This window comes from Thalassospira sp. NFXS8, from assembly GCF_040148805.1.
Taxonomy (GTDB): domain Bacteria; phylum Pseudomonadota; class Alphaproteobacteria; order Rhodospirillales; family Thalassospiraceae; genus Thalassospira.
In genome coordinates, this window is sequence record NZ_JAGEMF010000003.1 from 320268 (window position 1) to 339552 (window position 19285).

19 protein-coding genes are annotated in these 19285 nt (G+C 50.7%); 12 read left to right on the top strand and 7 right to left on the bottom strand.

The annotated features are described in order from the left end of the window. Nucleotides 1–466 precede the first annotated feature (466 nt). Complete coding sequence (locus tag J4E05_RS17815) at nt 467–1090, bottom strand: hypothetical protein (protein WP_349598341.1); 624 nt, start codon at nt 1088–1090, stop codon at nt 467–469. Nucleotides 1091–1269: 179 nt separating this feature from the next. Then, nucleotides 1270–2028, bottom strand: a complete 759-nt coding sequence (locus J4E05_RS17820; protein WP_085591095.1) for a DeoR/GlpR family DNA-binding transcription regulator — start codon at nt 2026–2028, stop codon at nt 1270–1272. Nucleotides 2029–2306: 278 nt separating this feature from the next. Between J4E05_RS17820 and deoC the strand changes: the two genes are divergently transcribed. From deoC to rbsK, 7 genes are all read left to right on the top strand, one after another. Then, nucleotides 2307–2978, top strand: coding sequence for a deoxyribose-phosphate aldolase (gene deoC, locus J4E05_RS17825; RefSeq protein WP_349598344.1), 672 nt, complete (start codon nt 2307–2309; stop codon nt 2976–2978). Nucleotides 2979–3124: 146 nt separating this feature from the next. Then, complete coding sequence (locus J4E05_RS17830) at nt 3125–4171, top strand: autoinducer 2 ABC transporter substrate-binding protein (protein WP_349598347.1); 1047 nt, start codon at nt 3125–3127, stop codon at nt 4169–4171. 86 nt (nt 4172–4257) lie between these two features. Next, complete coding sequence (locus J4E05_RS17835; RefSeq protein WP_085591243.1) at nt 4258–5760, top strand: sugar ABC transporter ATP-binding protein; 1503 nt, start codon at nt 4258–4260, stop codon at nt 5758–5760. A gap of 11 nt (nt 5761–5771) precedes the next feature. Then, complete coding sequence (locus tag J4E05_RS17840; protein WP_349598350.1) at nt 5772–6749, top strand: ABC transporter permease; 978 nt, start codon at nt 5772–5774, stop codon at nt 6747–6749. A 10-nt stretch (nt 6750–6759) separates the two neighbouring features. Further along, nucleotides 6760–7752 (top strand): ABC transporter permease, encoded by a 993-nt coding sequence (locus tag J4E05_RS17845; protein ID WP_085591103.1) that lies wholly within the window; start codon nt 6760–6762, stop codon nt 7750–7752. Between the two features lie 14 nt (nt 7753–7766). Then, nucleotides 7767–8852: an aldose 1-epimerase family protein gene (locus tag J4E05_RS17850; RefSeq protein ID WP_349598355.1), complete on the top strand. Its 1086-nt coding sequence runs from the start codon at nt 7767–7769 to the stop codon at nt 8850–8852. Nucleotides 8853–8867: 15 nt separating this feature from the next. Continuing rightward, a complete protein-coding gene (rbsK, locus tag J4E05_RS17855; RefSeq protein ID WP_085591107.1) occupies nt 8868–9794 on the top strand; it encodes a ribokinase in 927 nt (308 codons plus the stop codon). A 59-nt stretch (nt 9795–9853) separates the two neighbouring features. On the opposite strand, the gene J4E05_RS17860 is transcribed toward rbsK, so the two are convergent. The 4 genes from J4E05_RS17860 to J4E05_RS17875 are packed head-to-tail and all read right to left on the bottom strand — an operon-like array spanning nt 9854 to nt 13767. Further along, the gene (locus tag J4E05_RS17860; protein ID WP_349598358.1) at nt 9854–10111 is read right to left on the bottom strand and encodes a hypothetical protein; all 258 of its coding nucleotides are present in this window, start codon (nt 10109–10111) and stop codon (nt 9854–9856) included. After that, nucleotides 10108–11424 carry an esterase/lipase family protein gene (locus J4E05_RS17865; protein WP_349598361.1) on the bottom strand — a complete coding sequence of 439 codons (1317 nt, stop codon included), beginning with the start codon at nt 11422–11424 and terminating at the stop codon, nt 10108–10110. The genes J4E05_RS17860 and J4E05_RS17865 overlap by 4 nt, the downstream gene beginning before the upstream one ends. A gap of 1 nt (nt 11425) precedes the next feature. Then, nucleotides 11426–12394 carry a T6SS immunity protein Tli4 family protein gene (locus J4E05_RS17870; protein WP_349598363.1) on the bottom strand — a complete coding sequence of 323 codons (969 nt, stop codon included), beginning with the start codon at nt 12392–12394 and terminating at the stop codon, nt 11426–11428. Continuing rightward, complete coding sequence (locus tag J4E05_RS17875; RefSeq protein WP_349598366.1) at nt 12391–13767, bottom strand: DUF4123 domain-containing protein; 1377 nt, start codon at nt 13765–13767, stop codon at nt 12391–12393. The genes J4E05_RS17870 and J4E05_RS17875 overlap by 4 nt, the downstream gene beginning before the upstream one ends. 350 nt (nt 13768–14117) lie before the next feature. Between J4E05_RS17875 and J4E05_RS17880 the strand changes: the two genes are divergently transcribed. After that, the gene (locus J4E05_RS17880) at nt 14118–14885 is read left to right on the top strand and encodes an SDR family oxidoreductase (protein WP_349598368.1); all 768 of its coding nucleotides are present in this window, start codon (nt 14118–14120) and stop codon (nt 14883–14885) included. A gap of 60 nt (nt 14886–14945) precedes the next feature. Here the strand turns inward: J4E05_RS17880 and J4E05_RS17885 are convergent, their stop codons facing one another. Beyond that, nucleotides 14946–15623, bottom strand: a complete 678-nt coding sequence (locus J4E05_RS17885; protein WP_168184878.1) for a GntR family transcriptional regulator — start codon at nt 15621–15623, stop codon at nt 14946–14948. 129 nt (nt 15624–15752) lie between these two features. Here J4E05_RS17885 and J4E05_RS17890 point away from each other — a divergent pair, with 129 nt between their 5' ends. From J4E05_RS17890 to J4E05_RS17905, 4 genes are all read left to right on the top strand, one after another. Further along, nucleotides 15753–16574, top strand: a complete 822-nt coding sequence (locus tag J4E05_RS17890; RefSeq protein ID WP_349598373.1) for a carbon-nitrogen hydrolase family protein — start codon at nt 15753–15755, stop codon at nt 16572–16574. A 90-nt stretch (nt 16575–16664) separates the two neighbouring features. Further along, the gene (locus J4E05_RS17895; protein ID WP_349598376.1) at nt 16665–17402 is read left to right on the top strand and encodes an HpcH/HpaI aldolase family protein; all 738 of its coding nucleotides are present in this window, start codon (nt 16665–16667) and stop codon (nt 17400–17402) included. Beyond that, nucleotides 17399–17914: a TRAP transporter small permease subunit gene (locus tag J4E05_RS17900; protein WP_085591121.1), complete on the top strand. Its 516-nt coding sequence runs from the start codon at nt 17399–17401 to the stop codon at nt 17912–17914. Before J4E05_RS17895 ends, J4E05_RS17900 begins: the two co-directional genes overlap by 4 nt. Nucleotides 17915–17942: 28 nt before the next feature. Then, the gene (locus tag J4E05_RS17905; protein WP_349598380.1) at nt 17943–19283 is read left to right on the top strand and encodes a TRAP transporter large permease; all 1341 of its coding nucleotides are present in this window, start codon (nt 17943–17945) and stop codon (nt 19281–19283) included. Nucleotides 19284–19285 lie beyond the last annotated feature (2 nt).

Below are 19285 nucleotides of genomic sequence, written 5' to 3' on the forward strand. Positions count from 1 at the left end.
AACCTTCGGGGGTTTTTATTTTTAATAACGATTGGGTTGTGTGCGTCTGTTGCGCAGGAAAGATGTTGGCTAAATCATAAGGCCGGCATGTCACTTGCCCTTGCTTTTGCCAAGTGGCCGAAACCATTGTCGCGACACGGAAAATTGGCGTTATTGTTTTGCTTGGTCCCGATTTCCTTAAGGTGTATCGGGATTAAATTGTGACTTCATTTTTTGCACAACGACATGCGAAATTTCCGCTTCAGCATTTCAGCATCAGGGGCGGTTTCCGAATGGAAAGGGTGGGGCAGCCCTTGCGTTGATGTTTTTATGAATACTGCCTTGTGCGGCCCCCGTAAGTGGCAGGGCCTGATTATCCGGTGTGAAAAATTACCATGTCATTCATGACACCCTTGGAAAAGACATAAAAATCAGATGCTTGTTTTCCCTGATCTCATCCTGAATGGTGCACATCGATGTGAATTTATTATAAAAGGTCAAGCTGCCTGGCTGGAAGCCCCTTGTTAAACGTTCCCGTTTGGCTTGATGTTGCAAAGCGGTTCGCAAAAGTTTGTGTGATGTTGTTATGGTTTTGCGATGCTGCAGCAGGCATCTTTGAAAGCTGCGATGATGTCGGCGGGGTAAGTTTATATTCTGCGATCCGTCCCTTGGCAGGGGTGCCGTAATATTCACCCTGGGCATCAACATATCGTGCCGACAACATACCGGCCCGGATAAATTCGTTAATTACCCGCGATACATTGGCAAGGGTCGGGGACCGGACCTCTTTTAAAAAACTGTCTATGGCACGTTCGCGGGCCTGTTTCATTTCACCATAGGTCAAGCGACCTTTGGTATGGCTCGTTTCAAGCTGCAACAGATATTGGTCAAGCTCTTTTTGCCGGTTTACAAGGCGTTCTGCCCGCGCCTGATTGCGGGCGGGGTAAGCATGGCTTCGGTCTACCGCAGCGGCCAGTTCGGCCCGGCTGGCATCGATCTGGCCGTTTTCACGAGCATGGGCCAGTAATACTAGAATAAGGGCGCTGGCAAAGCGGGGGCGGGTACTTTGTTGTGCTGCGGCCTGAAGCCGGTCGAGATAAGGATTTTGCATGTTCTCACCTTGAAAACCTAGCTGAATCCTAGAGTCGGGCCATCTGCAATGCAAGACAAATCATGAACATTTTAGGGTGTCATACCCGGCATCGTTACGGTACAGGCGTGACATGGATGCAAAATGTTTGTTCTGAAATGCTTGTGCCGATTGTGTCGGGGCCGGGTAAGATGCGTGATTTATGCCATTTCTAACGGACAATCAATTTTACTTGCCAGTTCCGGGGCGCACTGCTGGTCGGTGCAAATCATGTCAAACTGGTCCAGTTTGGCGAAAAGCATGGGTTTGATGACGTTAAACTTGGTTGAATCAACAACAAGTATCTTGTTCGCCGCCGTTTCTAAAACAGCCTGTTTGATATCAACCTCATGCGGGTTGGAACAACTCACCCCACGTGTGATGTTGACCCCGCCCGCCGACATAAACGCTGTATTGATATTCAGGTTTAAAATGGCATTTACACTGTTGCTATCGGCGAAGGATGCAGACGAAGCATGGTACATGCCGCCCAGCATGATCACCCGCAATCCGGTTTTTTTGCACAGTATTTCGGCCACATTAATTGAATAACAAACCACTGTAATATCGCGATTTTCCGGCAGGGCATTGGCCAGATAGGGGATCGTCGTGCCACAGTCGAGAAAAAGGGTGTCGCCGGGCTTAACATGACGTGCTGCGATCTGGCACGCTGCCCGCTTAAGGTCGGTATGTTCCCCCCGTTCCCGGTCCATAATATAACCAAGGCCGCCCGCTGCCGGCGACTTAAGGGTTATGTAACCGCCGAGATAGGTAAAGGTATTGTCGCACGCGGCAACATCACGGCGCACGGTCATTTCCGACACGCCAAGCAGATCGGCGGCATCCTTTAACCGGATAACATTGCTGACCTCAAGGCTGCGGGTCAGTGTTTCTATTCGGTCCAGCGATTTGGTCGACATTCAGTCTCCGTTCATGGCAGTACCAGGCAATGGTTCATATGATCTTATTGGCACCTTGCAGGCACGCATAAAATCAAATTGGCACAAAACAATTTGTGCCAGCGGTGTGGTCTACCAACAAAGCAGCGTGACCTGGCAGGAAATTAAATGGTTAGGTTCTACCAAAGTATGTTTTTGGCTTGACCTGATGTTAGCCGGATGACAGGATCATTTCAACAAATGTTATAAAGTTAACAAAATGGTTGCGAACATTGTTCAAAACCAAGGGAACCGTCGAAATGTCAAATGGTCAGAATCCACTCGCTGCACGTGACCTTGCAGCTTATATTGATCACACTCTTCTGGCCGCAGATGCGACGCCTGAGCAAATAATTTCCTTATGTGCCGATGCGCGCACTCATTCGTTTAAGGCTGTGTGCGTTAATCCGATTTACGTGCCGCTGGTTGTGCGTGAACTGGCAGAAACCAGCGTTTTGACCTGTTCGGTTGTTTGTTTTCCCTTTGGCGCAGACCCGGTGTCGGCCAAAGTTTCTGAAACCCGCTGGGTTGTTGAACAGGGCGCTGGCGAAATGGACATGGTTATTGCCCTTGGCCTGCTTAAAAGTGGTGATACCGATGCCGTACGTGCCGACATTGCGGCAGTTAAGGAAGCCTGTGGTGATGCTGTTCTTAAGGTTATCATTGAAACGGCCCTTTTGACTGATGAGCAAAAGGTGTTGGCATGCGAGCTTTCCAAACAGGCCGGTGCCGATTTTGTTAAAACATCAACCGGTTTTGCCGGTGGCGGTGCCACGGCGGAAGATATTGCTTTAATGCGTAAAACCGTTGGCCCGGATATTGGGGTTAAGGCATCGGGTGGCGTTCGTACCACGGAAGATGCCTTTAAAATGATCGCCGCAGGTGCATCGCGCATCGGCGCCAGTGCCAGTATCAAAATCATCGGTCAGTAAATAGGTTAACAGGCAGGGGTTCCGTTCAACCTGCCGGGTTATTTACCTGTCTTTTTAACGGATTGCATAAATCGCATCCTTGCGGTCTGTGCCAATAAGATGCAGAAAACTGCCAGACAAAAAACTGATTTAATTTGGAGGTAACAATGAACAAGTTTCTTTCGTCGCTTCTCATCGCGGGGGCCCTGTTTACGGGGGCTGCACACGCCGATGAAGCGGTAAAAACGCCGGACATCATCCAGAAATTCACATCGGAAGCCACTGGCAAGGAATATTCCATTGCCACCGTGGTCAAGGTTGATGGTATCGCCTGGTTTGACCGTATGCGCGAAGGCGTTAAACAGTTTGGCGCAGATACCGGCCACGACACCTGGATGGTTGGACCAAGCCAGGCTGACGCAGCCGCACAGGTTCAGTTGATCGAAAATCTGATCGCCCAGGGCGTTGATGCGATTAACATCGTGCCGTTTTCTGTCGAAGCTGTTGAGCCGGTTTTGAAAAAAGCCCGTGATCGTGGCATCGTCGTTATTGCACACGAAGCATCGAACCTGAAAAATGCTGATTACATCCTTGAAGCATTCGACAACAAGGCCTATGGCGCCAAGTTGATGGAAGTTCTGGGAAAATCCATGGGTGGCAAGGGCAAATATGCTGCGACCGTTGGCAGCCTGACCTCCAAATCCCAGAACGAATGGATTGATGGTGCCGTTGAGTACCAGAAAGAACATTTCCCGGATATGGAACTGGTGACCAAGCGTCTGGAAACCTATGACGACGCCAACACCGATTATACCAAACTTAAAGAAACCCTGACCACTTACCCGGATCTTGCCGGTATTGTTGGCGGGCCGATGCCGACTTCTGCCGGTGCAGGCCGTCTGATTGCTGAACGCGGTTTGCAGGGTAAACTGCACTTTGCCGGTACGGGCCTTGTTTCGGTTGCCGGTGAATATCTGGCAAATGGTGACATTCAGTACATCCAGTTCTGGGATCCGGCCGTTGCCGGTTATGCCATGAACATGCTGGCTGTTATGGCGCTTGATGGCAAAGGTGATCAGATCAAGGCTGGTCTGGATCTTGGCCTGCCGGGTTACACCAAACTCAGCACTCCTGAAGGTGGCAATGCCAACCTTGTTTATGGTCAGGGCTGGGTTGGCGTGACCAAGGAAAACATGGACAAGTATAACTTCTGATTTCATCAGATGATGAAGGCGTCCTTTTGGGCGCCTTCATTTTATTTTTGAAATCGGGCCCTTTGTTTCACGTTGACGGGCTTGTCATGTCTGAAAATTTTATTGAATTGCGAAACGTCCGTAAGGAATTTGCTGGCGTTGTTGCACTTAACGATCTTTCGCTGACGATACGCAAAGGCGAAATTCATTGTTTGGCCGGCGAAAACGGGTCGGGGAAATCCACCTTGATCAAGGTGATGTCGGGTGTATATCAGCCTGATTCCGGCGAAATTTCCATAGATGGAAAAGCAGTCAGCCAGTTGTCGCCAATGGCCTCGATCGAGCATGGCGTTCAGGTTATTTACCAGGATTTCTCGCTGTTCGGCAATTTGACAGTTGCTGAAAATCTGGCGATGAACGTGCAATTACGCGAACAGCGCCATATCTTGAACTGGCGGCGAATGCGCGAAATCGCCAGGGAAGCGGTAAGCCGTCTTGGTGTTGAGCTCGACCTTGATACTGACGTTGAAAAACTTTCCACTGCCGGAAAACAGCTGGTCGCGATTGCCCGTGCGCTGATGTCCGATGCCCGTCTGATTATTATGGACGAGCCGACAACGGCCCTGACCGGCAAGGAAATTGAAACGCTTTTTCGTATCGTCAAGGATATCCAGTCGCGCGGTATTGCCATTTTGTTTGTTAGCCACAAAATGCGCGAAATGCTGGAAATCAGTGATCATATCACGGTTATTCGCAATGGTGAAAAAGTGGCCGATGGCCCGACGCGCGATTTTGACGAAGCCCTGATTACGCGCCATATGACCGGCCTGGACATTGTTTCCGAACCCTATATTTGGGATCGTGAAAAATACGGGCTGATGCCGGCACGTGTTGAAACCAGAAATCTGTCATTCGGGACGGACCTTGACGACATTAACCTGGCGATCAAACCCGGTGAAATTGTTGGTCTTTCCGGCTTGCTTGGGTCGGGTCGTACAGAATTGGCGTTGTCATTGTTTGGTATGATGCCGGGTTATCGTGGTTCGATCATGCTGAACGGGCAGGAAACATCGCTTGATACACCACAGGATGCGATCAAGGCAGGTGTTGCCTATGTGCCTGAAGACCGGTTAAGCGAAGGTTTGTTTCTGACTCAGGGGATTGACCGCAACATGCTGTCGACCAGCTATGAAAAGCTGGCGCCGGGCTTGCTGATTGACCGTAAAAAGGCCGAAGATTGGGTTGATACCATGATCCGCGATATGCAGATCGCAACGCCCACCGGCAAAAAACTGGTTAAGGAACTTTCCGGCGGGAATCAGCAGCGCGTGGTCATTGCCCGCTGGCTTTTAACCCATGCCAAGTTCTTGATCCTTAACGGTCCCACTGTTGGCGTTGATGTGGGGTCAAAGGCGGAAATCCATCGTATCATTCGTGAACTGGCCCAAAAAGAAGGGTTGGCCGTGTTGATGATTTCCGATGACGTACCGGAACTGGTCCATAACTGTAACCGTATTGTCCTGATGCACCGTGGGGCCTTTGTCGAGGAAATGGCGTCTGTCGATACCTCCGAAGACCAGATCAGTGACAAGCTCAAGAACTTAACGTGAGGAAAAACTCGATGGCCTGGTTTCAAAAATCAGAGGTGGTCATCGCGGGCATTCTTGTGCTTGCCATGGTCATTATCGGGCTGGTCAATCCCGCCTTCTGGAGCCTGGACAATATGTTCAGCCTTCTGCGCAGCAATGTCATTATCGGCATTATGGCGCTGGGGGTTTTGCTGGTGATGATATCGGGCGGGATCGATGTTTCTTTCCCCGCCTTTGCCGTTGCGGCAATGTATCTGACCGTCAAAGGCATGATCTATTTCAACTATGACGGCGTGGTTCTGCCTTTTGTTGCGGCTGCGACAATGGGAGCGCTGTTTGGCTGCCTGAATGCGTTTTTTGTTTATAAATTCCGCATGATTCCGCTGATCGTAACATTGGGTACGGGCAGTATGGTCCGTGGTTTTCTGTTGGGCATTGTTGGTACCAGCATGATCAACATTAACAAAATGCCTGATGCGCTGATCGATTTTGGTAAATCCGACATCGTTAATATGGTCAAAGCCGACGGAACCACTTATGGCTTGACCGCCATGATCCTGGTTTATTTTGGACTGGCCGTCGCCCTGCATCTGGTGCTGCGCCATACCATGATTGGCCGTGGGGTTTATGCCCTTGGCGGCGACCCGGAAGCAGCAAGCCGGGTTGGTTTTAACATTCGTAAAATCACGTTTTTCATTTATTGCGTTGCCGGGGCATTGGCAGGTTTTGCCGGCCTGCTTCACAGCGGCATGATCTGGCTTGCCAATCCCCGCGATTTTGTCGGGCTGGAACTTGACGTGATTGCGGCTGTCGTTCTGGGCGGGGCTTCCATCTTTGGCGGGCGCGGTTCGGTTCTGGGCACCATGCTGGGCGTATTTATGCTGGTGATGGTTAAAAACAGCCTGATCATTATGAAAATCGACACGACCTGGCAGCGCGTTGTTGTCGGTGTCATCATTGTTATTGCCACTGCCATCACGGCTTGGCGTGACCGCCGTGCGAACGCGTGAGGAGGCCGATATGAAACGTCAAATGGATTTTCGCAGCCTGCTCAACCGGGACAATAACATTGTTCAACTGATAGCAATGACGATCCTGATCTTTGTTGTCATGACAGCACTTAGCCCGGACAAGTTCCTGCGGTATTATAACTTTGAATCCATCACCTACATTTTTCCCGAACTGGGCCTGTTGTCGATAGCGATGATGATCGCAATGTTGACCGGCGGTATCGATTTGTCCGTCATTGGCATTGCCAATCTGTCGGGTATTTTTGCCGGGGTGATGTTTAAAAAGTTTGCCACCGATGCCGGTGTTGCCGATACCGGTTTTGGTATTGTGCTTCTGGGGGCGGTTATTGCGCTGGGCACAGGGCTTGTTGCCGGTGCATTAAACGGGCTTTTGATTACGCGGCTTAAAATTACCCCAATTCTGGCAACCCTTGGCACCGGGCAAATCTTTACCGGCCTTGCCATTGTCATGACCGGTGGTCCTGCCATTGTGGGTTTTCCCAATGCCTGGGCCTTTATTGGCAACGGCAAAATTCTGGGTCTGGCAACACCGTTTGTACTGTTTATCGTTCTCGCCTGCCTGATCGCCTTCATTTTGCGTCGTACCACTTTTGGCATCAACCTGATGCTGATCGGGACCAATCCCAAGGCGGCATTGTTCGCCGGTTTGAAACGCGAAAAAATGGTCCTGATGAGCTATATGCTGACCGGGGTTATGGCCTCTATTGCCGGGATCATCCTTTCGGGGCGGACCAATGCAGCAAAGTCTGATTATGGTACGTCCTATCTGTTGCAGGCCGTGCTGATTGCCGTTTTGGGCGGGACAAACCCGGCTGGTGGCCGTGGCACCGTTCTGGGTGTGTCAATTGCGGTTGCGGCCTTGATGCTGTTATCCAGCGGATTTCAGATTTTACGGTTTTCCAACCATTTGATCGATTTTATCTGGGGCCTGTTCCTGCTGCTGGTTATTGCCATTAACGCCTATAAAAACCGTACACGTTAAGGGATGCAGAAAAGATGAGTGTTTCGACCCAAATCAATCTGCGCAAAGACTATTTCGGTGATGCCGAACAGGTCATTGCGGCCCATGGCAACATGTCGGCAAGCCTGTTTCGGTATGAAAGCGGGATAGAGGCTGTTCGTTTGAAAAACGGGCGCGGTCATCTGGTGATTTTGCCCTATATGGGGCAAATGATCTGGGATGCTGTGTTTGATGGCGTTGATCTGACGATGCAAAACATGTTTCGCATGCCGCGCCCGGCGGAGGTGATTGTTGGCACCTATGGCTGTTTTGCGTTTCATTCCGGTCTTTTGACCAATGGGTGCCCCGGGCCAACCGATACCCATCCGTTACACGGTGAAATGCCCTGCGCCCCAATGGATCGTGCGGCTATCGAATTTGGGTCTGATGACGAAGGGGCCTATATGGCCATCACCGGCACGCGGGAATATGTCATGGGCTTTGGTGCTCATTATGTCGCCCGTCCTCGTGTGGTTTTGCGGCCGGATGCCACCCTTTTTGATATTCAGATGAATGTTGAAAATCTGTCGGGTGCGGCCATGGACCTGATGTATATGTGTCACGTCAATTTCGCGTTCTGCGAAGGTGGCCGTATCATTCAACCGGCAAAATTCACGCCCGATGAAACCATCGTCCGTACCGAGGTTCCGGCCCATGTGCCGCGGAACCCCGATTACGATGCCTTCTTGCAAACGCTGGCCGAAAACCCGGCTGCAATGGAAACCATGAGCGAACCGCACCGTTACGATCCAGAACAGGTGTTTTACATTCGCAATGGCAGGGCCGCTGCCAACGGCGACACATCCTATATGATGCGTCGAACCGAAGGAGATGCCTTCCATATTACCTATAATACCAACGATTTCCCCAAAACTGTGCGTTGGGTTATGGCCAATCAGGACCAGAAGGTATGCGCGTTTGCCCTGCCGTCAACCTGTGAACCCGAAGGTTTTACCGCCGAGCAGGGCAAGGGCAATGTGATTTCGTTGCCAGGTGGCGAAAGCAGGCATTATTCCGTACGTCTTGGCTATCTTACCCGTGCCGATAGCGACGCGGCCGAACAGGCGATCCGTTCGCTGTAAATCAGGAGAACTATCATGGCAGGCAAAATTGCCATTGTCGGCAGCAATATGGTCGATCTGATCACCTATACCGATCGGATGCCGTTGCCGGGCGAAACCATCGAGGCCCCGCGTTTTGAAATGGGCTGCGGCGGAAAAGGGGCCAATCAGGCCATTGCAGCGGCCCGCCTTGGTGCCGATGTGATGATGGTGACCAAGGTTGGTGATGATATTTTCGCCGATAACACCATCCGTAACTTTGAAACATCTGGCATCGATACCCGGTTTGTAGATCGCGTTCCCGGCACTTCCAGCGGTGTTGCCCCTATTTTTGTCGATCCGTCGGGCGAAAATTGCATCCTGATTGTTAAGGGGGCTAATGCCGAATTGTCCCCCGCTGATGTGGATCGCGCTGCCGATGCATTGAAGGAATGCGACCTAATTCTGATGCAACTCGAAGTGCCGCTGGAAACGATTTATTACACCATCGCTTTCGGCGCGAAACACGGCATTAAAACACTGGTCAACCCGGCTCCGGCCCCCGCCGATCTTGATAGTACCAAGATTGAACAGGCAACGTTTTTGGTGCCGAACCAGACGGAACTTGCAACGATTTCGGGCATGGAGGTCAATTCGCTGGCTGATGCCGAAGCCGCAGCACGCAGCCTGATCGCACGCGGTGTTAAAACCGTGATTGTGACTTTGGGCGGTGATGGCGCGCTTTTGATTGATGGTAATAACGAAGCCGTTCATGTTGATCCGGTATCAGTCAAACCGGTTGATACAACCGGTGCAGGCGATGCCTTTATCGGTAGTTTTGCGCGCTATTATGTCGAAAGCCACGATATCAAGGCTGCCCTTAATATGGCTGTGCGCTATGCTGCCGACAGCATCACCCGCCCGGGTACGCAAAAGTCCTATGCGACTGTCGATGAATTTTCAAAATTCTGTGATGCTCTTTAATCGTCACGTTTAAATATTAAAAACGGGTTCTGCATGGCAGGGCCCGTTTTTTAATTTTGTTAACTCGTCAGCATGTTTTCGACCATTTCCGATAGCCAGCGGGTAATTTGGCGACGTGCAGCTTCATTGTTAAAGGCCAGTTCGTGGTCAAACGAATATCCGCCTTCACTTTCAACATTTGCATTATTGATATGCCCTGCAGACGCAGGAACCGTTCCGTCACCGTTGGCTTTGGCAGGCTGTATTTCTGCGACATGGCTTGACCGGGCACCGTTTTTAAAAACGATTTTTCCCCGGTAATTGTCTTGATACGTCACCCCGGTTCGCAAGACCTCCTGTGGGGGGCGTCGCCATTGTCAGGCAGGGTGAACCGTGGATCGCGGACTTTCCAGTTTACATCGTGCCAGCTTTTATGCTGCTTGGAATCTCCGTAAAACATCTTTGTCTGAGAATGAAAGCCGGACTGTCCCAATTCCCCGGCGAAACTTTGCGCAACAGCAAGATGCGATCCATAAGCATTTAACGCCGCATTCTTGTCGCCTTCGGGGTTGATTAGTTCCGGCTTTACCAACCGCCACCAGTTTCCGATGTCGCGGTAAATTTCGTCAAACGGGTTGGCAGATGGCAGCTGTTTTAATGTGCCGCCATTTTCATCGGTGATTTTTAACCAGTTGGCGCCGTAAAACTGGTTCGGAAGTAGTTCAAGTCCGCCAGGCATGTTCGCTAAAAGGGCTGTCACTTGTGGTGCATTCCGGCCAAGGATAAAGGATGAAACGCCTTCAAAACCTCCTTTCAACCGTTTATAGGCCGCTGCAGCACCGTATGTTGGCATTGCACCGTGAATAATGGCGTGGCAGTTGGTATCCCCACCAAATGACAAAGCATAGGATCGACCGACAAGGCCCCCCATTGAGTGTGTGATGATTATAGGGTCGAGGATTTTTTTATCGCTATTGGCCCATGCCTGCCGGGTGCTTGTTTTGGCCTGTGTTACCGTTTTTGCCAGTTTTTGGGCGGCATTTTTATTGTCGTCGCTCCAGTTATAAGGATGCGCCCAAACCTCGGTTGTTAGGTCGCTGCATTCCGCAGGCAAGGGAATTATGCCCGGCAGGTTATATTCCAGCCAGCGCAAGAACCCTCCATATGACCCCCAGGCAACACCACCCCAGCCCCGATTCAGTTTTTCGTCCACCAAATGCTCGACGACGCGATCCTCAAGGTCATCACGGGTACCAAAATGCACCGAAAGAAAACGGGACGAAAATTGTTTGCCAGGGGGGCCGATCATGCGATTTCGGCGCTCTGCTGCATTGGAAAAACCCCAGTTCCAGGCGGTCGATGCGATATGCTTAACCGACCGAATATCTTCCATTCGGGCCAACCTGTGCCGTGCTGCACTTTCGGTATGCGGGCCAGGGCCGCCGGTGTAACCAAAACGCCTTATGTCTTCGTCATCTAGTTTCGGGTCACTGGCGCGGGACCGTTCGGCTTTGTTCGGTGAAGTTGACGGTGGATCCCATACAATTTTGTTACTTGATGTAACTTTCAGGCGCGACCCCATGATACCGGGTACAAAAACGATCGGTAACACGCAGGAACGCGGGCATTGCCGGGGATTGGTCGGGGCCATGTTATTGCTCCGTAATAGGGCGGACACTTTCAACAATGGTGTTCCAGAATGCCAGGTTGCGTTCCAGCGTGTAGGGTTCCGAATTTGGAAAGTCATTTTGCTTGAAAAGCTGCAGATTCACATGAAGGGCAGGATCGTTTGCCGACGGAGCTTTGACCGTTTCCAACCAGAAAAAGGTTCCGCTGTCGCGGGCGTGGTCGTTTGTCACTTCTTCCAGCGATTCTTGTGCTTTCATGCCTAGGAACGGGCGTTCCTTGGCGTGTTGTGGGTCCAGTGCCATTTCAGGTGCTTGTTCGGTATAGGAAAATTGCAGGCTGATGCCATAGGGGACGTCCTGATCGGGCAGGTTAAAACCTGCGGTAAAATCGGACCCTGCCATTGGTGGCATGGCAACAAATGCATCCGCAAGGCACGAACCGTCTATATCGGGAATGGACCCTTCTGCGCGGTATTGTGTTTTGGTAATGATGTTTTGAAGATGATGGCTGGCTTCATCAAAGTTGACATTGATGGCGCTGTAATCAAATTGAAAAACATGGTCATCGATACGGCTAAATGCACGCATCTCCCACGACGTAATATCGCCAATCGTATTATATTTTTGACCGGAAATGATGACGTTCCGGTTCTCTTTTTCCCGATTTTCCAGTGGTGTCAGGCCTGTTTTGGCCGGTATCTGATTTTGACGGGCTATCGTTTCAAGATTAGTGTCGCCGGCAGGGTCAAGTAATCTGATCTCGACACCGTTTATGATGTCATCTCTGCCCTTAATGGTGAAGTCATTGGGTATGTCGATTAAATATCGACCAATACAATAGGTTTTGACGGAAACATTGTTTGAATTTTCTGCCATTTCTGTCCTCGCCTTGTGGAGCCGGGCATCCATGAAGAGTGTAACAACGATGAACCCGGTAACGATGAACCCGGTAACGATGAAAACGGATAAAACGATTTTTTTGGCTGTCATCATGCGCTAACGGTCTTTTCAAGTTGGCGGATTTTGGTGGGCGCGTTGTTTCGCTTGTGCATCAGAATGTCGCGCTGCTCCGGGGATAACTTCCCCCCGGTAAGATCGTTACGGATTAAGAAGACAAGAACATCATGAAGATATTGTGTTTTTGAAATGCCGCAGGTTTTTAGAAACGGGATTTCATTTTTCAGTAACTCCATACTGGCATCATCTGGCCCCGGGGCAGTGAACAATGCTTCACGGTGTGCTTCAATTATCAGGCGTTTTTCGGTTGAAACCTGTGTTTCTGTTTCTAGTTGCACAGTGTCAATCAGCGCGGCTGGTGTGACCGGTTGTTTTTTTGCGCCGGCAAGCCGTTTTTGATCGATGATAAATCTGTTTGCTGTGTCGGTCAGTGGGTCAATAGTTATGAAAGTAAGGGTTTTCGGGCATTGGGTAAATGTTGCCACATGGCTGGGTTTGCTTTTCATGCCGCGTAAAAGAGCGTTTAAAACCGGACCATCCCAAAAACGGAAATATACCCAGTCGTTTTTGCCACGGTTAATACGGGTAAACTTGCGTAAATGTTTGCGTAATTCGGTTAAGGTTGCCGCTGTGCGGATAAATATTCCTCCGGCGCGATCCCACAAAAACCATGGTTCTTTGCCACGGCTAAAAAGCTGTCGGGTAAAGCTGTTGTTATCTTCAAGTTTAACCAGATAGGGCGCAACCTCCGCAAGCTCACTGGCCGTTTTCCCGTTGAAAAGGCATTGATATTCCAACCCGGATGATGACAATAATTCGCCAAGGTTGGGGATTTTGCCTGCATCAAGTACGGCATAGAGACGGGATGGGTTGTCATCTGTGTTGCCCGTGTCAGCCCGGTTGGCAAAAATGTTGGGGGTGGCTGGGCCAAAGAACCATTCGGTTAAGGCCTCTGGCAGGGTTTTGCGGGGAAATACGCCAAACTGTGCATCTAGCGGCTCAACACGATGCAATGTGGTTGTTACAATAACCTTCAGGGTTTTGTCGTCCCCCACGTTGTCATCCTGTGAGATCGGATTATTCTCAATCAGATCCAGGGCGAAGGGGAATTCTGCAGAAACCTGTCGCGCCAAAACAGGGCCGGTACGGTTGCGGGCTTTTAAAACCATCCATGCCGGTGCGGGCATAATGTCGTCGACCTGAATAATGCCGTATCCGTAACGCTCCATGCGAAGCGATAGCACGTTTAAATATTGTTCTTCACTATCCGCCCAGATCGCAACCACGGCTTTACATTCTGTCGGGACTGCTTGTGAACCGAACACGGTTTCACCATTGTCGGCCGGTTTTGAAAAACGGCATGTGCCCAACCATGATCGAAATTCTTTTTGATCTGACTGTAATGTCACACGCGTCCCCTTTTTAGCAGGTCGGAGTGAAATTTGTTTAATTCAAAAAGTCATTTTCAGTCTGTCAGAACTGTTGAGCAGAATAATATTTGTTTTAAGACAAAATAAAGACAGCATGAATTTTGCCAAGTAATTATTTTTCAATGTTTTTAAATATTTAGTTGAATATTAAAGCTTTATTTTTCAGGCGACATTTCGCCCGATCAGGCGGAATGTCGCCTGGTCGGGCAAAAACAGGGCGACAGGCGTTATTACAAATCAACAGATTTTCTGATCATTCCTGCCTTGAAGTTGCGGGTAAATAATGATGTGGTGTTTGGCATGTTTGATATGAATTTCAAGGAGCCACAATGTCATTTCCCCTGTTTGATCTGACCGGACGCCGCGCCCTTATTACCGGATCGGGGCAGGGGATTGGGTATGCGCTGGCGCGGGGGTTGGCACAGCATGGGGCCAGCGTTGTTATTAATGGACGCAACGAAGAACGAACCAATGCCGCAGCCGATGAACTGCGGGCGGAAGGGGCTGATATTGGGGTTTCCGTTTTTGATGTAACCAGTTCCGATGCCGTTTCTGATGCCATTGACCGGATTGAAACCGATCAGGGGCCAATAGACATCCTGATTAATAATGCCGGTATGCAGTTCCGAACCCCGTTGGAGGACTTCCCGCTTGATCAGTGGGAAAAGCTGATGCAAACCAATATTTCCAGCCTGTTTTATGTTGGACAGGCGGTCGCCAGAAAAATGATTCCACGGGGTGCCGGGCGTATTATCAATATGGCATCGGTGCAAAGTGCTTTGGCGCGCCCCGGGATTGCACCCTATACCGCGACCAAGGGCGCTGTTCGCAATTTGACCAGTGGTATGGCAACTGACTGGGCCAAATATGGCTTGCGGGTTAATGCCATTGCGCCGGGCTATTTTAAAACACCGTTAAACGAAGCCCTTGTGAATGATGCCGAATTTACCACCTGGCTTGAAAAGCGGACCCCGGCCGGGCGTTGGGGCAATGTAGATGAACTTGTTGGCGCCGCCGTATTTTTAAGTGGCGATGCTTCAAGTTTTGTAAATGGTCATACATTGTTTGTAGATGGCGGAATTAGTATTTCGTTATAATTGATGTTCAATTTTCAAATTCCCGGCAACAGGCATAAGGGTTGCCGGGCGTTTTGGTCTTTACACTGGCAATCGTGAAACGACATCAAGAACCGGGCGCAAATGGCGTGAAATAATGCCCAGTGCGGCTTCTTCATCAAAATTTTCCAGCGCAACAAGCAGATCGTGATGTTCCTGGTCAATTGTTTCAGCCCGCGCCGGTTGCACGCGCATTGCGGCAATTGCCACCCGTTGTTGACGCACTTGCAATGAACCATAAAGTTCCACCAGAACGGCATTGTTGATGGTCGCTACAATATTGCGGTGAAAAGCCTGATCATATTCCGCACGCTGGACAAAATCCTGACTTTTGCTGGTAATGCACATTTTTTCGTACAGGTCGCGCAATATCGCCGGGATTGGCAGCCGTTCCTGACAAATCCGTTGCATTGCATGGCTTTCAATCAGACGGCGACTTTCATAAACTTCAATCAGTTCCTGTGCCGTAATTTGCCGCACAACCGCGCCACGACGTGGTGTAAGGCTGATATAATGGTCGCTTTGCAAACGGTGCAGGGCTTCGCGCACCGGTGTTCGCGATACACCAACCGCGTCGGAAACGATTTTTTCTTCGATGAAATCACCGCCACGCCATTCGCCATTTAAAATTTTCCCCCGAACATAGTCATAGACAAGGTCCTTGGCCGGTCTTTTGGGGCCGTCGTCCGTGGTTTTTGTCTTGCGGGCTGTCTGCGTCATGTTTCCTCGTTCGGGTTCGTTTTTGTCCCAAAGCAGAATTACACCACACAGACGGGGTAGACAACGAAATATTTTTTTTGTACATGTCATGTATACACGGTGAATAACGTTTGTCGAAAAGGACAGGAAATGCGCGTTGCAATCTGCCAGCTGAACTCTCAGGACGATAAGGAACTAAACCTTGCCACCGCTGAAAAGCTGGTGCGCGAGGCGGCGGCTGATAAGGTCGACTTGGTTGCTTTGCCCGAATACACCGATTACCAGGGACCAAAAGAAGGTGCGCTGGCATCCGCCGAGCCTGAAAATGGCCCCACCACCCAGCGGTTTTCGGCCCTGTCGGCTGAATTGGGTGTGAATATCTTGCTGGGTTCGATCCGCATTCAAACAGATGATGCCGCACGCTGTAACAACCGCAGTTTCCTGTTCGGCCGCGATGGCAAAGTTGTTGCGCAATATAACAAGCTGCATCTTTATGATGTCGATCTGCCGGGCCGTATCACATACCGTGAATCAGATACCGTTATGCCAGGCCAGGATATTGTGATGGGCGAGGTCGATGGTCACAAGGCGGGCCTGTCGATTTGTTATGACGTTCGTTTCCCGGAGCTGTTCCGTTTACAGGCCCTTCAGGGGGCAAAAATTCTGTTCGTTCCGGCGGCCTTTGCCCTTTATACCGGGCGCGATCATTGGGATGTTCTGTTGCGGGCCCGCGCCATTGAAAACCAGTGTTTTGTGATTGCGCCGGGGCAGTTTGGCCCGTATCCGCCCGCCGGGGCGTGCAATGGCCGCAGCATCATCATCGACCCATGGGGCAATGTTTTGACCCGCATGGCCGATAAGGTGGGTTACGCCATCGCCGATCTGGATTTTTCCATGCAAACCAAAACCCGCGAAGAATTGCCGTCACTGGGCAATCGCCGGGCTGATATTTACGATTTGAAAACAGCGTAAACACCCCACCGGTGCGTCCGGTACGGGCGCACCGCTAGGTATTTCAAACGCCCTCACGTCACCACTTGAATATATAAAAAGGTCCCTGCAATGAACGCTTCCAAATACGGTTTCTGGATGTCATCGCCCAGTTTTGCTGCCGCCGAAATGGCGCGGCTTGCCGGGTACGAGTTTATTATTCTTGATATCGAACATGGCTCGTTCGATTTGCAGGACCTTGAACGTCTCATTCCGTTTTTAAAAGCTCTCGGGTTTGAAGTGCTAGCAAAGGTGCTTGGCCCCGAACGGGGGCCGATCCAGCAGGCCCTTGATTTTGGCGCTGACGCCGTTGTCATCCCGCATATTCTTAGCAAGGCCCATGCCGAAGAGATTTGTGCCTTTGCCAAATTTCCGCCGTTGGGCGACAGAAGCTTTGCAGGGGGTCGCACATCTTCTTATGCCGGGTTTAACGACGAATGGGTTGCCACTCAGGATACCAAAACCCGTTGTTACCCCATGATCGAAGATCACGGCGCAATTGAAGAAATCGAAGGCATTTTGTCTTTGCCAACTGTTGATGGCGTTTTTGTCGGCCCGTCGGATTTATCATTGCGTCGCGAACGCGGAGCCTATTCACGCAAACAAGGCGATTTCGATGATCTCGCCCGGGTTGCTGCCGCGGCCAAAGCCAGTGGAAAAGTCTGGGCGTTACCGGCATGGAGCCCCGAAGAAAAAGCATTTGCCCATAAGAACGGAGCTGCATATTCCGTTTTGATAATGGAGCATGGCGCGATATTTCAGGGGCTGAAAACAGCCATGAACGACATGAACGAGATATCGGGAAAATGACGGAACAAAGCACGTCTTTCATTGCGCGCCTGGATGGGGGTATGACCCGGTTGGGGCGCTGGTTATCGTGGGTTTCGGCGGCGCTGATTGTTTATATGCTGTGCCATATAACGTTGGAAATTGTGCTGCGGGCCTTCTTTGATACATCGACCTTCGTTTTGGAGGAATTTGTGGGTTATGCGTTAGGGGCGATGATTTTTCTCGCCCTTGCCGCAAGCCACACAGAAGACCGGTTGATCCGCGTGAACCTGTTAAAAAACATTCTGGGTCCACGCGGACGTGAAATTGCCGATGCCTTTGCCAATCTGGCGGCATTGGCGGCGTGTCTTTTGTTATTTGGCGCGCTTTACAACATTTTCACGCGCAATTTGCGCTTTGGAATTACCAGTTCCAGCTTTTCCGAAACGCCGCTGTGGATACCGCAATCGCTGATCATTCTTGGCCTGGGGTTTTATATCCTGCGTCTGGCGGTCAATGTGCTGCGGCACGCCGAAAAATCACTAAAGGCTTAAAAAAGCCAATGCTTCAGGTGAGGTTAAATTGGACCCGTTAACATCTGCTGCGGTTGTTCTGGCCGCCATTCTACTGGTTCTTGCATCGGGCATCTGGATTTATGTCGGCCTTATTCTGGTCGCGGCCGGTTCATTGATGTTTCTGGGCCACATGCCGCTTGACCGGGTCATGAATATCTTTGGCTCGATCATTTTGCGCAGTGCCGGGTCGTGGGAGCTTTCCGCCATTCCATTGTTCATCTGGATTGGTGAACTGATCCTGAAAACCGATATTTCGATGCGCATTTTTCGCGGTCTGGCCCCCATTGTCAGGCGGTTGCCGGGCGGGTTAATCCATTCCAATGTCTTTGGCTGTACCCTGTTTTCCGCCATTTGCGGGTCCAGTGCTGCCACCACGGCGACGGTTGGTAAAATCACCATTACCGAGCTGGGCAATAAAAACTACCGTGAAAGTCTGGTGCTGGGATCTTTGGCCGGATCGGGCAGCCTGGGTCTGCTTATTCCCCCATCCATTGTCATGATTGTTTATGGTGTTCTGGCCGAGGTGCCGATTGACCGGCTGTTTGCGGCCGGTATCCTGCCCGGTATTTTCATTGCGCTGGTATTTTCGGCTTATGTCGGTATTCGGTGTTTGATTTCGGGGGATCAGAACGCACCCGGTTCAGCGCAATATCGCGAAGTTGCCCCGGTCGAGGACCCTGCCGAGCGTTACACACTCTGGAACAGCGTTCAGGACCTGGCGCCGATCATGCTGATTGTCGGTCTGGTTCTTGGGTCGATCTATACCGGTGTGGCCACCCCGTCCGAGGCCGCAGGGATTGGTATGATCTGTGTGCTGGTGTTAACCGCTGCCACCCGTGCATTGACATGGGAAGTGTTTCAGTCGTCCCTGATGAGCACCCTTCACACCAGCATCATGATTTTTACCGTGGTGATTGCGGCGTCGCTGATCTCAACTGCTCTTGGTTATCTGCATATCCCGATTGAACTTGCCAATTACATTGTCGGATCAGACATGTCGCCCGGCCAGTTCATCTTGCTGACTTCGGTGTTTTTCCTGTTCCTTGGCATGATCCTGGATGGTGTTTCCATTATTGTGATGACCCTGCCGATCCTGTTTTCCATCGTGCAGGGCCTGGGCATCGATCCGATCTGGTTCGGGATTTATCTCGTGATCATGGTCGAGGTTGGGCAAATCACCCCGCCAGTTGGCTTCAACCTTATGATTATCCACTCAATTTCCGGTGTGCCTATTTCGCGCATGGCGCTTTATGCCTTGCCGTTCTGTTTTCTGATGTGCCTATGCGTGGCGATTTTCTACTTCATCCCTGAAATCGTCATGTATTTGCCAAATACACTGTTCAACTAAAA

What these genes read in the sequence shown, in the direction of transcription:
- J4E05_RS17815 (WP_349598341.1), bottom strand. Translation starts at nt 1,090, where the DNA reads ATGCAAAATCCTTATCTCGACCGGCTTCAGGCCGCAGCACAACAAAGT.
- J4E05_RS17820 (WP_085591095.1), bottom strand. Translation starts at nt 2,028, where the DNA reads ATGTCGACCAAATCGCTGGACCGAATAGAAACACTGACCCGCAGCCTT.
- deoC (WP_349598344.1), top strand. Translation starts at nt 2,307, where the DNA reads ATGTCAAATGGTCAGAATCCACTCGCTGCACGTGACCTTGCAGCTTAT.
- J4E05_RS17830 (WP_349598347.1), top strand. Translation starts at nt 3,125, where the DNA reads ATGAACAAGTTTCTTTCGTCGCTTCTCATCGCGGGGGCCCTGTTTACG.
- J4E05_RS17835 (WP_085591243.1), top strand. Translation starts at nt 4,258, where the DNA reads ATGTCTGAAAATTTTATTGAATTGCGAAACGTCCGTAAGGAATTTGCT.
- J4E05_RS17840 (WP_349598350.1), top strand. Translation starts at nt 5,772, where the DNA reads ATGGCCTGGTTTCAAAAATCAGAGGTGGTCATCGCGGGCATTCTTGTG.
- J4E05_RS17845 (WP_085591103.1), top strand. Translation starts at nt 6,760, where the DNA reads ATGAAACGTCAAATGGATTTTCGCAGCCTGCTCAACCGGGACAATAAC.
- J4E05_RS17850 (WP_349598355.1), top strand. Translation starts at nt 7,767, where the DNA reads ATGAGTGTTTCGACCCAAATCAATCTGCGCAAAGACTATTTCGGTGAT.
- rbsK (WP_085591107.1), top strand. Translation starts at nt 8,868, where the DNA reads ATGGCAGGCAAAATTGCCATTGTCGGCAGCAATATGGTCGATCTGATC.
- J4E05_RS17865 (WP_349598361.1), bottom strand. Translation starts at nt 11,424, where the DNA reads ATGGCCCCGACCAATCCCCGGCAATGCCCGCGTTCCTGCGTGTTACCG.
- J4E05_RS17870 (WP_349598363.1), bottom strand. Translation starts at nt 12,394, where the DNA reads ATGATGACAGCCAAAAAAATCGTTTTATCCGTTTTCATCGTTACCGGG.
- J4E05_RS17880 (WP_349598368.1), top strand. Translation starts at nt 14,118, where the DNA reads ATGTCATTTCCCCTGTTTGATCTGACCGGACGCCGCGCCCTTATTACC.
- J4E05_RS17885 (WP_168184878.1), bottom strand. Translation starts at nt 15,623, where the DNA reads ATGACGCAGACAGCCCGCAAGACAAAAACCACGGACGACGGCCCCAAA.
- J4E05_RS17890 (WP_349598373.1), top strand. Translation starts at nt 15,753, where the DNA reads ATGCGCGTTGCAATCTGCCAGCTGAACTCTCAGGACGATAAGGAACTA.
- J4E05_RS17895 (WP_349598376.1), top strand. Translation starts at nt 16,665, where the DNA reads ATGAACGCTTCCAAATACGGTTTCTGGATGTCATCGCCCAGTTTTGCT.
- J4E05_RS17900 (WP_085591121.1), top strand. Translation starts at nt 17,399, where the DNA reads ATGACGGAACAAAGCACGTCTTTCATTGCGCGCCTGGATGGGGGTATG.